The 15,244-nt window shown below is 60.3% G+C and carries 13 protein-coding genes; 10 read left to right on the top strand and 3 right to left on the bottom strand.

What is annotated here, in order from left to right:
* Positions 1–45: 45 nt before the first annotated feature.
* A complete protein-coding gene (locus tag AEQ67_RS16730) occupies positions 46–384 on the bottom strand; it encodes an FKBP-type peptidyl-prolyl cis-trans isomerase (protein ID WP_059404944.1) in 339 nt (112 codons plus the stop codon).
* 146 nt (positions 385–530) lie between these two features.
* On the opposite strand from AEQ67_RS16730, the gene AEQ67_RS16725 reads away from it, so the two are divergent.
* The 6 genes from AEQ67_RS16725 to AEQ67_RS16700 all read left to right on the top strand — a co-directional run bounded on the left by AEQ67_RS16725 (position 531) and on the right by AEQ67_RS16700 (position 6,045).
* Positions 531–1,595 (top strand): M4 family metallopeptidase, encoded by a 1,065-nt coding sequence (locus tag AEQ67_RS16725; RefSeq protein WP_059404943.1) that lies wholly within the window; start codon positions 531–533, stop codon positions 1,593–1,595.
* Complete coding sequence (locus AEQ67_RS16720; RefSeq protein ID WP_059404942.1) at positions 1,592–1,915, top strand: protealysin inhibitor emfourin; 324 nt, start codon at positions 1,592–1,594, stop codon at positions 1,913–1,915. Before AEQ67_RS16725 ends, AEQ67_RS16720 begins: the two co-directional genes overlap by 4 nt.
* Before the next feature lie 80 nt (positions 1,916–1,995).
* Positions 1,996–3,069 carry a sensor domain-containing diguanylate cyclase gene (locus AEQ67_RS16715; protein ID WP_059404941.1) on the top strand — a complete coding sequence of 358 codons (1,074 nt, stop codon included), beginning with the start codon at positions 1,996–1,998 and terminating at the stop codon, positions 3,067–3,069.
* Positions 3,070–3,167: 98 nt separating this feature from the next.
* Positions 3,168–3,773, top strand: coding sequence for a DJ-1/PfpI family protein (locus tag AEQ67_RS16710; RefSeq protein WP_059404940.1), 606 nt, complete (start codon positions 3,168–3,170; stop codon positions 3,771–3,773).
* A 177-nt stretch (positions 3,774–3,950) separates the two neighbouring features.
* Positions 3,951–5,243 (top strand): MFS transporter, encoded by a 1,293-nt coding sequence (locus AEQ67_RS16705; RefSeq protein ID WP_059404939.1) that lies wholly within the window; start codon positions 3,951–3,953, stop codon positions 5,241–5,243.
* 25 nt (positions 5,244–5,268) lie between these two features.
* On the top strand, positions 5,269–6,045 hold the full coding sequence (locus AEQ67_RS16700) for a substrate-binding domain-containing protein (RefSeq protein WP_059404938.1): 777 nt from the start codon (positions 5,269–5,271) through the stop codon (positions 6,043–6,045).
* Here AEQ67_RS16700 and AEQ67_RS16695 read toward each other — a convergent pair.
* Complete coding sequence (locus AEQ67_RS16695) at positions 6,035–6,949, bottom strand: LysR family transcriptional regulator (protein WP_059404937.1); 915 nt, start codon at positions 6,947–6,949, stop codon at positions 6,035–6,037. The two genes, AEQ67_RS16700 and AEQ67_RS16695, sit on opposite strands and share 11 nt — an antisense overlap.
* A gap of 211 nt (positions 6,950–7,160) precedes the next feature.
* Between AEQ67_RS16695 and AEQ67_RS16690 the strand changes: the two genes are divergently transcribed.
* Together AEQ67_RS16690 and AEQ67_RS16685 are read left to right on the top strand one after the other, a co-directional pair.
* Positions 7,161–8,969: a monovalent cation:proton antiporter-2 (CPA2) family protein gene (locus AEQ67_RS16690; RefSeq protein WP_059404936.1), complete on the top strand. Its 1,809-nt coding sequence runs from the start codon at positions 7,161–7,163 to the stop codon at positions 8,967–8,969.
* A 158-nt stretch (positions 8,970–9,127) separates the two neighbouring features.
* Positions 9,128–10,228 carry a DNA alkylation repair protein gene (locus AEQ67_RS16685; RefSeq protein WP_059404935.1) on the top strand — a complete coding sequence of 367 codons (1,101 nt, stop codon included), beginning with the start codon at positions 9,128–9,130 and terminating at the stop codon, positions 10,226–10,228.
* Positions 10,229–10,411: 183 nt separating this feature from the next.
* On the opposite strand, the gene AEQ67_RS16680 is transcribed toward AEQ67_RS16685, so the two are convergent.
* Positions 10,412–11,308, bottom strand: coding sequence for a LysR family transcriptional regulator (locus AEQ67_RS16680; RefSeq protein ID WP_059404934.1), 897 nt, complete (start codon positions 11,306–11,308; stop codon positions 10,412–10,414).
* A 121-nt stretch (positions 11,309–11,429) separates the two neighbouring features.
* On the opposite strand from AEQ67_RS16680, the gene AEQ67_RS16675 reads away from it, so the two are divergent.
* Together AEQ67_RS16675 and AEQ67_RS16670 are read left to right on the top strand one after the other, a co-directional pair.
* Complete coding sequence (locus AEQ67_RS16675; protein ID WP_059404933.1) at positions 11,430–13,076, top strand: GMC family oxidoreductase; 1,647 nt, start codon at positions 11,430–11,432, stop codon at positions 13,074–13,076.
* A gap of 201 nt (positions 13,077–13,277) precedes the next feature.
* Positions 13,278–14,900 (top strand): MFS transporter, encoded by a 1,623-nt coding sequence (locus AEQ67_RS16670; RefSeq protein ID WP_059404932.1) that lies wholly within the window; start codon positions 13,278–13,280, stop codon positions 14,898–14,900.
* The last annotated feature ends 344 nt before the right edge of the window (positions 14,901–15,244 follow it).

Here is a 15,244-nt window from a genome sequence, read left to right as displayed (position 1 = left end):
ATACTGGGATTTGTGGTGAGGGAGCTTGCCCCTCACCACAACGGCTCAATCATCCCGCGTCAGCACTTCCAGCAATTCAATCTCGAAAATCAGATTCGAATGGGGGGTAATCGCCCCCATCGAACGCTCGCCGTATGCCAAATGTGCGGGCACCAGCAGTTTGCGCTTGCCGCCGACCTGCATGCCCATGATTCCCTGATCCCAGCCCTTGATCACGCGACCGGTGCCGATCACACACTGGAAAGGCTTCCCTCGGCTGTAGGAAGAATCGAATTCGGTGCCGTCTTCCAGCCAGCCACGGTATTGAGTGGTGATCAGCGCGCCTTTGACGGCGGCTTTGCCATCGCCTGGTTCAAGGTCAATGATTTGCAATTCGTCGTTCATACTTCTTACTCGTTCACTGTCGCCCGTTCATGAGGGCGCGGACGGTGGTTTTCGCAGAATCCGGCGCTGATGGCAATCCATGGAACCGAAACGTCGCCCGCCTGCTCACATGAGTATCGATTTCGTACTCAGGAAAGGACGCTCTGATGACCGACTCACGATCACTGCGCAGTTTCATTCCGCCCTACATCCTCAACCGCATTATTGCCCACGGCTCCGAGCGGCAGCGCTCCAGCGCACTGATCACGTTGACCCACGTGCGCGCCCTTCGTCATTCGCCGACTCCACCGGTACGTTCCGCGGCGGCGACGATCCTGCCGCCCTCCACTCAACCCGGTCTGGTACAGCGCAGCCTCTATGATGCGCAGGGAAAAATGCTCCTGCCGGGAATGCCGGCGCGCCTTGAAAGCCAACCGCCGACGGGCGATGCAGCGGTCGACGAGGCCTATGATGCGTTGGGCGCCAGCCATGAGTTTTTCTGGAAGGTGCTGGGCCGCGACTCGATCGACAATAAAGGTTTTGCCCTGATCGGCAGTGTGCATTACGGCCAGGACTATGAAAATGCGTTCTGGAACGGTGCACAGATGGTCTTCGGTGACGGCGATGGCGAAATTTTCGAGCGTTTCACCCGCTCACTGGATGTAATCGGACACGAGCTGACCCACGGCGTGATCGAAAGCGAAGCGGGCCTGGTGTACGCCGGCCAGTCCGGAGCCTTGAATGAATCGATATCGGATGTATTCGGGGTGCTGATCAAGCAACACGTACTGGGCCAGACAGCCAAAGAGGCGGACTGGCTGATCGGTGCCGACCTGCTGACGCCACGGATCAAAGGCATCGGACTACGCTCGATGGCCCATCCCGGCACGGCGTATGACGACCCGCTGCTGGGCAAGGATCCACAACCGGAGCACATGCGCAAATTCGTCGTCACGCAGGAAGACAACGGCGGTGTCCACATCAATTCCGGCATACCCAACCGCGCGTTCTATCTCGCGGCCAAGGCACTAGGCGGGTTTGCCTGGGAGAAAGCCGGCCGCATCTGGTACGACACGCTGTGCGACAGGCGCCTGAGCAGCGAAGCGACATTCAGTGCATTCGCCGATCTGACCATCGTGCATGCCCGGCAACTTTTTGGCCCCGATGAGGCCAAGGCGGTGCAGCATGCCTGGTCCGAAGTGGGGGTCGATGTCACTCAGGAGAAACCATGAAAACTTTGCCAATGCTGGGTGATGATGCCGTGGTACGTCTTTCCCGCCAGGGCGGTGTGGCGGCGATCCACGCGTTGACCCGTCCTCGTCGAATCGAATTCGCGCAATGCGACCTCGATCAGCGCACGCGCATCTGTTCATTGCTGGAAGGTTGCCTGCCGCTCGCAGACTCCGCCTCGGGTCGCGGTGATCAGCGTTTCTTTGAAATTGAGGTGCACTTTCGCAGCGGCGAACAGGACGATCGGATGGTGATGAAAGTGCCTGAGGATCGGGCACCGGGTGAATTGGTGCTGCTGTGGGACAAAGGCGAGGTGTTATGAGCCTGCTGTTTTCAGGCCACGTGAACTAACATTAGCGCATCTTTTCTGTACGGCTGATGCGCCATGATGGCAATCCCTGAATGAATCTGGCCTGGACCAGCGCCGCCATCGGTTCGGTGATGCTTGCCCTGATCGTCGCGTTGATCTGTCGCGTGCGCTCGTTGCGCAAGCAGTTGGCCGAATCTCGCGTGCTGATCGCCAGCCTGACCGATGGGCAGAATATTCATCAGGACGGCGATGCCGAGCGCTTCAAACGCAGCCAATACTTCGCTCGCATCGGCACCTGGGATTGGGATGTCGACACCGACAAGCTCTACTGGTCGGACGCGATCTACGGCATGTTCGGTTTCAAGATCGGTGAAGTAACGCCCTCCTACGCATTGTTTTGCGCCTGCGTGCACCCGGACGACCGGGCCAAGGTCCGGGCCGGTGAGCTGCGTTGCCTGGAAACCGGCGAAAATCATGACGAGGAATACCGGGTCGTCTGGCCCGACGGCACTATTCGCTGGTTGCGGGAAACCGGCAATGTGGTCAAGAACGACCACGATGCAACCATCAAGATGATGGGCGTGGTGCGCGATATCACGGAGGAAAAAGCCTCCGCCAGCTACCTGCAACACCTGGCCCACTTCGACCCACTGACCGGTCTGCCCAATCGCCTGGTGCTCGAAGAGCGTCTGTCCGAGGCGCTGGAACAGGCGCGCATCAGCGCTACGAGAGTGGCATTGGTGTTCGTCGATCTGAATGGTTTCAAGGCGATCAACGATGTCTACGGGCATGCCGCCGGCGACCGGGTGCTGATCACCACCGCCACCCGGCTGAAAAGAATCCTGCGCTCAACCGACACCGTCGCGCGGATCGGCGGCGACGAATTTGTGGTCATCCTGCAGGGCCTGGCCCAAGGCATCAGCCTGCAGGATGAGGCTCGCAGCATCTGCCAGAAAATCTTCGTCGAACTCTCGCCGCCCATCAGCATCGGCAACGACCAGCGCCACATCGGCAGCAGCCTCGGTGTGGCGGTATTCCCGGACCACGCGCCGAGCATGGACCGGTTGATTCACATTGCCGACCTGGCGATGTATGAAGCCAAGCGCAGCGGGAATAATCAGTATCGGTTGGGCACTGAAAGCCCGGCGCGCGCCCACAGCGAATAGCCCCCTCGGCGGCGACTGTTGCGACGATTCTGTAGCGGACTGTACGGGCAGCTTCACGCAGTGCCGGCGTAGGCTGAAAAAAACAATCGGGATTCGCCATGCACATCGCCATTTTGACCTTCGACGGTTTCAACGAACTGGACTCTCTGATCGCCTACGGCATGCTCAGCCGGATTTCCCTGCTCGGCGACAAGGATTGGCGCGTGAGCATCGCTTCGCCGACGTCCAGGGTCACGTCCATGAACGGTTTGACCATCGATGCGCACATCGATCTCGCCGAGGCCTGTCAGGCTGATGCGGTGCTGGCGGGCAGCGGCATGAAGACCGGTGAAGTGGCCAATGATGCCGCGATCATGGAGCAACTGCGTTTCGATCCGGCCCGCCAATTACTGGCGGCGCAATGTTCCGGAACCTTCCTGCTGGCCACACTCGGACTGCTCGGCGACGCGCCAGCCTGCACCGACACCACCAGCAAACCCTGGGTGCAGGCGGCGGGTGTCAATGTCGTCAATCAGGCGTTCTATGCCAACGGCAATGTTGCCACCGCCGGAGGTTGCTTGTCGGCGCAGTACCTGTCTGCGTGGTTGCTGGCCCGGCTCAAGGGCACCGAGACGGCGCGGGAAGTGCTGCACTATTTCGCGCCGGTCGGCGAGAAGGATGAGTCTGTGGCCAGGGGGATGGCCCATATCGAGGCGTTTCTCTGACATTTAGGTTGCCAAACCGGACGCTCCCACAGCTGACCCAATTGATCCGCTTCACGCATTAATGCATGCCAACAATGCACTTATCATATCGATCGCCCTGCTCCACCATTCGCCTCAATAAGAACCGTGCGCCGCGTCCAGGCAGCGCACGTCATAAAAGCGGTGGAGTACAGGTCAATGACAACATCAATCCATTCCGGGCGCTCTCGCGCCAGTGCGATTTTCCGGGTTACCTCGGGCAACTTCCTCGAACAGTTCGACTTCTTCCTTTTCGGCTTTTACGCCACGCAGATCGCTGCCGTGTTCTTCCCGGCCAGCAGCGAATTCGCCTCCCTGATGATGACCTTTGCAGTGTTCGGCGCAGGCTTCCTGATGCGTCCATTGGGCGCGGTGGTGCTAGGTGCGTACATCGATGATGTGGGTCGACGCAAAGGGCTGATCGTCACCCTGTCGATCATGGCCAGCGGCACGATACTGATTGTGCTGGTGCCCGGTTACGACACCATCGGCCTGTTTGCCCCGGCCATCGTGTTGATTGGCCGACTGCTGCAGGGCTTCTCCGCCGGCGCGGAAATGGGCGGTGTCTCGGTGTATCTCTCGGAGATCGCCACGCCCGGCAACAAAGGGTTTTTCACCAGTTGGCAGTCGGCCAGTCAGCAGGTGGCGATCATCGTCGCGGCGGCGCTGGGCTATGGCCTGAACCAATGGATGGCGCCAGCGATGATTGCCGATTGGGGCTGGCGGATTCCGTTTTTCGTTGGCTGCATGATCGTACCGTTCATTTTCTTCCTGCGCCGTAACCTGGAGGAAACCGAGGAGTTCGCTGCCCGCAAACACCGCCCGAGCATGGGCGACGTGTTCCGCACCCTGGCGCAGAACTGGGTGATCGTGTTCGCTGGCATGATGATGGTCGCCCTGACCACCACCGCGTTTTACCTGATCACCGTGTACGCGCCGACCTTCGGCAAAACCGTGCTGCACTTGAGCACCGCCGATGCGCTGTTGGTGACCTTGCTGGTGGGCGTTTCGAACTTCTTCTGGCTGCCGATTGGCGGCGCATTGTCGGACCGCATCGGCCGTCGACCGGTGTTGATCGCCATGGCCCTGCTGACCCTCGCCACCGCATACCCGGCGCTGACGTACCTGGTGCACGCGCCGAGTTTCATCAACATGCTGCTGGTGCTGCTGTGGTTGTCATTTATTTATGGCTTGTACAACGGCGCGATGATTGCCGCGCTGACGGAGATCATGCCGGTCGAGGTGCGAGTCGCCGGGTTCTCGTTGGCGTACAGCCTGGCGACGGCGGTGTTTGGCGGTTTCACCCCGGCGATGTCGACCTTCCTGATCCAGTACACCGGCGACAAAGCTGCCCCCGGTTACTGGATGAGTTTTGCGGCGCTTTGTGCGTTGTGCGCGACGTTGTACCTCTATCGCCGAGCCTCCGGACGCCTGCAACCGGCCATTTCCTGAACCCGTCCTTTTCGAGAAACTGCCTATGAAAAAGCTATTCAACTTCGCCGCCCTGGCCCTCGTGGCCAGCCTCGGTCTGACCAGCGTCGCCCAGGCCGAAGAGATCCGCGTGATGACTTCCGGCGGCTTCACCGCTGCCTACAAAGTCCTCGGCCCGAAATTCGCCGAGTCTACCGGCAACACACTGGATACGGCACTTGGCCCGTCCATGGGCAAAGCGCCGGAAGCGATCCCCAATCGGCTGGCCCGCGGTGAAAAGGCCGACGTGGTGATCATGGTCGGCTATGCCCTCGACGACCTGATCAAGCAAGGTAAAGTCGACCCCGCGTCGCGCGTCGAACTGGCCGATTCGCGAATCGGCCTGGTCGTGCGCGAAGGCGCGCCGAAGCCGGACATCAGCTCCGTCGACAGCCTGAAAAAGACCTTGCTCGACGCGAAGTCTGTCGCCTATTCCGACAGCGCCAGCGGCGTGTACATCGAGAATCAGCTGTACAAGCGACTGGGCATCGGAGACCAACTCAAACCCAAGTCAACGATGGTGCCGAAAATCCCAGTGGGTTCAGTGGTTGCTACTGGCGACTATCAACTGGGCTTCCAGCAGGTCAGCGAGTTGTTGCCGGTCCCTGGTGTGAGTTTTGTCGCGAAGATCCCGGAGTCGGTGCAATCGGTGACCCGCTTCGCCGCCGGCATTCCAGTGGGTGCGCAGCATCCGGCCGAAGCCAGGGCGTTGCTGGACTACCTCGCCTCCACCGCGGCACAGCCCGATGTACAAGCCACCGGCCTGGACTCGGTCAGCCGCTGACCGAAGGCTGTTCAACCTTCATTTCCACCACCAGGCGTTCCAACTCCAACGCCGCCGGGGTCAAGGTACGACCCCGGCGCTTGATCAAACCGACGCTGCGCATCACCTGCGGATCGGTCAGTGGCACCCGCGTCAGAATCGGGTGATCCGTCGCCGGCATCGCCATCAATGGCACCGCCGCCACACCCAACCCAGCCTCCACCAGACCAATCATTGTTGTCACATGCCGGGTTTCGCAGATGCTCGGCCGTTGCGGCACGATGCCCGTGAGCGCCTGATCGAGTAAAAAACGATTGCCGGACGTCTTGTCCAGCGAGATGTAATCCTGCTGATAAAACTCGTCCCACGTCACGCTGCTGCGCCCGGCCAACGGGTGATCGCGCCGACAGGCCACCACATAACCTTCCTGCACCAGCGGCTCGAAATCCACTTCGGCCTCCAGGGTGCCCATGAAACTCAGGCCGAAATCCGCTTCACCGTTGACCACCGCACTCAGCACTTCATGGGCGCTGGAGTCGAGCACCTTGACCTTGATCCGCGGAAACTGGCGGTGGTAGTGCGCGATCACCCGGGGCATGAAGTAGTACGCCGCCGAGGGCACACAGGCGACCGTGACGTGACCGAGCCGGGTCGAGGCGACTTCGCTGATGCCGAGCAATGCCACGTCCAGATCATCCAGCAGCCGCTCGACGCTGGGCATGAAACCGCGTCCGGCCTGGGTCAGGCTGACTTTGCGCGTGGTGCGTTCGAACAACCTGACGCCAAGGGCGTCTTCGAGTTTTTCGATGCGTCGGCTCAGCGCTGGCTGCGAGATGCGCACAGCGTCGGCAGCCTTGCGAAAGCTGCCCTGTTCGACCACGGCGCGGAAGGCTTGCAGGTCGTTGAGGTCGAAGTTGATGGCCATGGTGGGGGCTCAAGGGACAGATTGATCAGCTTATCCTATGAATGTAACTAATTGATGCGGAGTTTAACGAGATGGTTGTCGCCAGCCAGGCCGCCTTCGACTTGCTCGCGAAAGCGGTCTATCAGTCAACACCGTTTTATGTTCGAGGCTGACGCATCCCGCATCACCCTTTATCCTTGTCGCCCCGCCGTACCGAGTTCTGGAGTTTGTCATGCCCCATGAAGGCAACCTGTTGCAAGCCGCTGTCGTGTTTCTGCTCGCGGCGGTGCTCACCGTCCCCCTGGCCAAACGCCTGCAACTGGGGGCAGTGCTGGGTTATCTGTTTGCCGGGGTGATCATCGGCCCGTCGGTGCTTGGGTTGGTTGGCAATCCGCAAAGTGTCAGCCACATTTCCGAACTGGGGGTGGTGTTGCTGCTGTTCATCATCGGCCTGGAGCTGTCGCCACGGCGTTTGTGGGTGATGCGCAGATCAGTATTCGGCGTCGGTCTGGCGCAGGTGCTGCTGACGGGCTCGGTGATTGGCGTGGTGGCGTTGTTTGTCTTTGGGCAATCGTTGAATAGCGCGATTGTCCTGGGCCTGGGTCTTGCCCTGTCGTCCACCGCGTTTGGCCTGCAGAGCCTGGCCGAGCGCAAGGAACTGACCAGCCCTCATGGACGGTTGGCGTTCGCGATTCTGTTGTTCCAGGACATCGCCGCAATCCCGCTGATCGCCATGGTGCCGCTGCTGGCCGGCGGCGATCACACCAGCACGGCCGCCGAGGATGTGAACCACGGACTACGTGTGTTGGGCAGCATCGCGGTGGTGGTGATTGGCGGGCGCTATCTGCTGCGCCCGGTGTTCCGGGTGGTGGCCAAGAGCGGTTTGCCGGAAGTCTCCACCGCCACCGCGTTGCTGGTGGTGATCGGCACCGCGTGGTTGATGGATCTGGTCGGCGTCTCCATGGCGCTCGGGGCATTTCTGGCCGGTTTGCTGCTGGCGGACTCCGAATACCGACATGAACTGGAAGCGCAGATCGAACCGTTCAAGGGCCTGTTGCTGGGGCTGTTTTTCATCAGCGTCGGCATGGGCGCGAACCTGAGTCTGCTGCTGAGCGCGCCGATCGTGGTGCTGGGGCTGACCCTGCTGCTGATCGCCATCAAGCTGCCGCTGTTGTTTGTTGTGGGCCGCGTGGCGGGCGGCTTGAGCAAAGTCAGCGCGATTCGCCTAGGCATCGTGCTGGCCGCTGGCGGTGAGTTTGCCTTCGTGGTGTTCAAGATCGGCCGCGACCAAGGCTTGTTCGAGCCGCGCCTGTATGACTTGCTGGTGCTGACGATCACCCTGTCGATGGCCGTGACCCCGTTGTTGTTGCTGCTATGCGCACGACTGGTCAGCCCCAAGGTTCAGCCGGTGGTGGTGCCGGAGAAATTCCGTGAAATCGATACCGACGCGCCGCGCGTGGTGATCGCCGGCATGGGGCGAATGGGGCAGATCGTGGCGCGGATTCTGCGCGCGCAAAACATCAAGTTCGTCGCCCTCGACACCTCGGTCGAAACCATCGAGCTGTCCCGCAGCTTCGGCGGCGTGCCGGTGTTCTACGGCGACCCGATGCGCCCGGAAATCCTCAGTGCGGCCAAGGTCGAGCAGGCAGAGTATTTCGTGATCGCCACTGACGATCCAGACACCAACATCAAGACCGCCGAGCTGGTGCACAAGCTGTACCCGCACATGAAAATCATCGCCCGGGCGCGTAACCGTCAGCACGTTCACCGCTTGGTTGACATCGGTGCCGAGGCGATTCGGGAAACCTATTATTCGAGCCTGGAAATGAGCCGGCGTACGTTGGTCGGGTTGGGGCTGACCCAGGCTCAGGCGGATGCGCGGATCAAGCGCTTCAAGCATCACGACGAACAAGTGCTGGAAGCCCAGCATGCGATTTATGACGATGCGGCGAAGGTGTTGCAGACGGCCCAGGAAGCCCGGGCGGAATTGGCGCGGTTGTTTGAGGCGGATCAGATGGAAGAGGAAGCGGGTAAAAATTGAGGTGAATTAGAGGGCCTCTTCGCGGGCAAGCCCGCTCCCACAGGGTCAATGGGTGTTCACAGAATCGGGGTCACCCGAAACCATTGTGGGAGCGGGCTTGCCCGCGATGAACGATGACGCAGTGCACTGGATAAATGACAACTTCAAAGGAACCCACAATGGCTGCTGACCAACCCTCCCCCGCCCTCAAGGAAATCTTCAACGCCGAGCGCCTCAAGCACATCGCCACCGAGATGAGCGCCGTTTACCCAGAGTTCAACGCCAAGACCTTCCTGAAACTGGCCAACGACGGGCTTGCCGACCTATCGATCATGCAGCGCATGGCCCGGGTCAGCGAATGCCTGCACGCCGTATTGCCGCTGGGTTATGAAGAATCGCTCGACGTCCTGCGCGCCCTCGCGCCGCGCCTGAACAGCGGCTTCGTCAGCATCTCGTTGCCGCATTACGTCGCGACCTACGGCGCCCATGCCTTCGAGCCATCCATGGAGGCGCTGAAATACTTCACCACCTTCGGCTCAGCGGAATTTGCGATTCGTTATTTCCTGCGCAGCGACCTCAAGCGCTCACTGGCCGTCATGCACGACTGGTCCCTGGACGAAAATGACCACGTTCGACGCCTGGCCAGCGAAGGCAGTCGACCGCGCCTGCCCTGGTCGTTTCGTCTGGAGCAGATCCAGGCCGACCCGACCCTGGCGGCTGCGATCCTCGACAACCTCAAGGCAGACAGCAGCCTTTACGTGCGCAAGTCCGTGGCCAACCACCTCAACGACATCACCAAGGACCATCCCGAGTGGGTGCTGGACGTGATCGAAGGTTGGTCACTGGAGAACAAGCACACCGCGTGGATCGCCAAACATGCCCTGCGCAGCCTGATCAAACAGGGTAATCAGCGAGCGCTGGCGATCATTGGCGCAAGCGGCAAGCCTGAGGTCGAGATTATCGATGTGCAGGTGGAACCGGCGGTGATTGCTCTGGGAGAGAAAATCACCCTGTCGTTCACTGTGAAATCGACGGTGCCGGACAGTCAGCGACTGGTGATCGACTACGCCATCGATTACGTCAAAGCCAACGGCAGCACCTCGGCGAAGGTGTTCAAGCTCAAGGCGTTGACGCTTGCCGGCAAGGCCAGTGAATCCATCTTCCGTGGCCAGCACATCAAGGAACTGACCACACGCAAGCATTACGCCGGCAAGCACGCCGTGTACATTCTGGTGAACGGCGAACGCCTGGCCAGTACGCAATTCGAAATCCTCGGTTGACCGATGATTCGATGTGCCAGATCTGACGCCTTCGCGAGCAAGCTCAGCTCCTACAGGGCTAATGGCTGTAGGCAAATTTTGTGATCAACACAGATAACTGTGGGAGCGGGCTTGCCCGCGAAGGCGGCGGCACATCCAGTATGTGTGTGGATGACACACCGCCTTCGCGAGCAAGCTCAGCGCCTACAGGGGATTGGGGCCGAGCAACAGATCCTGCTCATGCTCACACAACTCCACCACGTAATCCCACAACACCCGCAGCCGCACGGATTTGTGCAGCTCGCGGCGGGTGCTGATCCAGTAGCTGCGCTGGATGCTCTCGTCCGGCAACAATGCCACCAGCCCCGGGTCGGCGCTGGCCATGTAGCACGGCAGCACGGCGATGCCCAAACCCGAGCGCGCCGCCTGTTGCTGGGCGATGACGCTGGTGCTGTGGAAGACCACCTGCGGGTTGCGGCAAAAACTGTTGAGGAACATCAGTTCCTGGCTGAACAGCAAGTCGTCGACGTAACCGATCCAGGCGTGGCGGCCGAGGTCTTCGCGGCTGCTCAGCGGTGGCGAGCGGTCCAGGTAATCCTGGCTGGCGTACAGCGCCAGGCGATAGTCGGTGAGTTTGCGCGTGACCAGCATGTCGGCGGACGGGCGCTCCAGGTGGATGCTGATCTCGGCTTCGCGGTTAAGGATGCTGACGAAACGCGGCACCGCCACCAGTTCCACTTCCAGCCCCGGATAGCGTTCGAACAACTCGTTCATGCGACTGGCGAGGAACATGATGCCCAGCCCTTCCGTGACCCCGACGCGGATCTTGCCCAGCGGCGCCGTCGATTGGGTGATTTCTTCCTGGGCCAGCAACGCGACGTTTTCCATCGCTTCAGCGTGCTTGAGCAGCGCTTCGCCAGCCGGGGTCAGCTCATATCCCTGGGCGTGCTGCACGAACAGCGCGGTGCCGAGGCTCTTTTCGATGGCCTCGATGTGCCGCGCCACCGTGGCGTGGGTGGTGTTCAAACGGCGGGCAGCGGTCAGCAAACGCCCGCTACGCTGCAATTCGAGAAAAAACCGAAGGTCATTCCAGTCGAACATGAATCGTCCTTGAGGTGAGGCTGTCTAAAAACGCACAGCGGCTGCGCAAAAACTAACATTCTTTTGACGAAAGCTAACAACTAGGATGACCGACAACAAGAACAACAATACGAGGTCAGGGATGCAGACTTCCCTTGATGAATACGACTACATCGTGGTCGGGGCCGGGCCAGCCGGGTGTTTGCTGGCCAATCGGTTGTCGGCTAACCCACAACATCGAGTGCTGCTGCTTGAAGCTGGCGGTCGCGATAACTATGCGTGGATTCACATCCCCGTGGGTTACCTGTTCTGCATCGGCAACCCGCGCACCGACTGGTGCTTCAAGACCGAGGCGCAACCTGGCCTGCAAGGGCGCGCCCTGAGTTATCCACGAGGCAAGGTGCTCGGCGGCTGTTCCTCGATCAACGGCATGATCTACATGCGTGGCCAGGCCGGCGACTACGACGGCTGGGCGGCCGACGGCAATCCCGGCTGGAGCTGGAACGACGTGCTGCCGCTGTTCAAGAAAAGCGAAAACCATTTTGCCGGCGACTCTGAATTTCACGGCGCTGCCGGTGAATGGCGGATTGAGCGTCAGCGCTTGTCGTGGCCGATTCTCGATGCCTTCCAACAGGCCGCCGCGCAGAGCGGGATCGCCAGCATCGATGACTTCAACCAGGGCGATAACGAAGGCTGCGGCTACTTCCAGGTCAATCAGAAGGCCGGAATTCGCTGGAACGCGGCCAAGGCGTTTCTCAAACCGATCCGCCATCGGCCCAATCTCACCGTACTGACCGACGTCGAAGTCGACCGTGTGCTGCTGGAAAACGGGCGTGCTTGCGCGGTCAGCGCACGTTGGCAGGGTCAGGCGAAAACCTTCAAGGCGCGCCAGGAAATCGTGCTGTGCGCCGGCTCCGTCGGTTCGCCGAGCATCCTGCAACGTTCCGGGATCGGCCCTCGCCCGCTGCTGCAACGCCTGGGGATCGGTGTTGCGCATGAACTGCCCGGGGTGGGCGGCAACCTGCAGGATCACCTGCAACTGCGGTTGATCTACAAACTGGAGAACGCGCGCACCCTCAACCAGATTGCCGGCAGCCTGTGGGGCAAGATGGGCATGGGCCTGCGTTATCTGTATGACCGCAGTGGGCCGCTGTCCATGGCGCCAAGCCAGCTTGGCGCGTTTGCCCGGTCGGGGCCGGAGCAGACCTCGGCGAATCTTGAGTACCACGTGCAACCCTTGTCGCTTGAGCGCTTCGGCGAGCCATTGCACGCGTTCCCGGCTTTCACCGCGTCGGTCTGCGATCTGCGTCCGCAAAGCCGTGGCCGTATCGAAATTCGCTCCGCCGATCCGCAGGAAGCACCGTTGATTCAACCCAACTATTTGAGCCATCCCGAGGATCTTCGGGTTGCGGCCGATGCCATTCGCCTGACCCGACGCATCGTCGCCGCGCCAGCCCTGCAAGCATTCAAACCGGTCGAGTACCTGCCCGGTGACAGCTTGCAGAGCGAAGCACAATTGCAGGAAGCCGCGGCGCGGATCGGCACGACGATTTTCCATCCGGTGGGCACCTGCCGCATGGGCAACGACGCGGACGCGGTGGTCGATGCGCAGCTTAAAGTCCACGGGATCCCCGGCCTGCGCATCGCCGACGCCTCGATCATGCCGCGCATTACCTCGGGCAACACCTGTTCGCCTACGCTGATGATTGCCGAAAAGGCCGCACAACTCATTCTTAACCCCTCGACAAGGAGCCTCACCCCACCCATGGAACTGGTCACGAACCCCTGAACACGAACACCCCTGTAGGAGCTGGCTTGCCAGCGAAAGCGGCGGATCAGTCAATATTGATGTCGCCTGATACACCGCCTTCGCTGGCAAGCCAGCTCCTACAGGACGTTTTCACCCCGATACATCGTAGTAGCGGCGCCAGCCCACAAGGTCGGCGCCGACAGTGGAACAACAAAAACAATCACTGTGAGGGATACCGATATGTCAGAACATGTTCAGCCTCTGCAAGCCGCGCCGGTCGCGGAAATCAGCCACGACACCCGCAAAGTCATCTTCGCTTCATCGCTCGGGACGGTGTTCGAGTGGTATGACTTTTTCCTTTATGGCGCCCTCGCGGCGGTGATAAGTAAACAATTCTTCGCCGGGGTCAACGACACCACGGCCTTCATCTTCGCCCTGATGGCCTTCGCCGCCGGCTTCATCGTGCGACCGTTCGGTGCGTTGGTGTTCGGTCGGTTGGGGGACATGATCGGGCGCAAATACACCTTCCTCGCGACCATCATCCTGATGGGCCTGGCGACCTTCTGCGTCGGGCTGCTACCGACTTACGCCAGCATCGGCATTGCCGCGCCGATCATCCTTGTGGTGCTGCGTATGCTGCAGGGTCTGGCTCTGGGCGGTGAATATGGCGGTGCGGCGACGTATGTCGCGGAACACGCGCCGATGGGCAAACGCGGTTTCCACACTAGCTGGATTCAGTCCACTGCGACCCTCGGCTTGCTGTTGTCGCTGCTGGTGGTACTCGGTTGCCGCTACTTCACCGGTGACCAGTTCGAAGTGTGGGGCTGGCGCATTCCGTTTCTGTTTTCGATCGTTCTGCTGGGCATCTCGACGTGGATTCGCATGAGCCTGCACGAGTCGCCTGCGTTCGTGAAAATGAAAGAGGAAGGCAAACTCTGCAAGTCGCCACTGCGCGACTCCTTCGGCAAGTGGGAGAACCTTAAAGTCGTCTTGATCGCCCTGTTCAGCATCAACGCAGGGCAAGCGGTGACCTTCTACGCGGCGCAGTTTTATGTGCTGTTTTTCCTTACCCAGTTCTTGAAAATGGACCCGGCCCTGGCCAATAGCTTGTTGATCGTCAGCGTGATCATTGGCGCGCCGTTCTTCATCTTTTTTGGCTGGCTGTCGGACAAGGTCGGGCGCAAACCGGTGTTGATGATCGGCCTGCTGCTGGCGACTGCGCTGTACTTCCCGATCTTCAAGACCCTGGCCCACTATGCCAATCCGGCGATCGACCAGGCCAGTCGCCAGGCCCCGATCACCGTGCTGGCCGACCCGGCCACCTGCACCTTTCAGTTCGACCCGGTGGGCAAGGCGAAATTTGATAGCCCTTGCGACAAGGTCAAAACTTTCCTGGTGAAACAGGGCCTGCCCTACACCAGCCAAGCCGCTCCGGCCGGTAGCGCGGTGCAAGTGAGCGTCGGTGAAGTGAAGATCGATGGCTATGACGAAGCGGCGCTGCGTGGCGCGGTGACTCTGGCGGGGTATCCGTCACAGGCCGACACCCAGTTGATCAACAAACCCATGATCGTGGCGCTGATTGTTGCGCTGATCATTATTTCCGCCATGTGCTACGGCCCGCTGGCGGCGCTGATGGTCGAGCTGTTCCCGACGCGCATCCGCTATACCTCGATGTCCTTGCCCTACCACATTGGCAACGGCTGGTTTGGTGGGTTCTTGCCGACGGTGTCGTTTGCGTTAGTGGTGTATACCGGGGACATTTTTTACGGGTTGTGGTATCCGGTGGTGATTACTGGGGTCAGCCTGATTGTGGGGATGATCTGTTTGCGTGAGACCAAGAATGTGGATCTGGATACCAACTGAGATCATAGACGCGCGGCTGTTTGGTGGGTGAGCGAAGGACGTTAACGATGACGCGTTTTAGCAGGATGAACGGGATGCATTGAGATCTTCGCTGGCAAGCCAGCTCCTACGTTGAGCGTGTGTGTCCGCCTATTCATTTCACACACCTATCGCCTGTAGGAGCGAGCTTGCTCGCGAAGGACGTTAACGATGACGCGTTTAAGCAGGACGAACGGGGTGCATTGAGATCTTCGCTGGCAAGCCAGCTCCTACGTTGAGCGTGTGTGTCCGCCTATTCATTTCACACACCTATCGCCTGTAGGAGCGAGCTTGCTCGCGAAGGACGTTAACGATGACGCGTTTTA

The sequence above is a fragment of the Pseudomonas sp. RIT-PI-q genome (assembly GCF_001297125.1).
In the GTDB taxonomy this organism is placed as follows: Bacteria; Pseudomonadota; Gammaproteobacteria; order Pseudomonadales; family Pseudomonadaceae; genus Aquipseudomonas.
The sequence above is the reverse complement of the archived record's forward strand: the minus strand, read 5'-3'. Positions and strand labels throughout refer to the sequence as shown.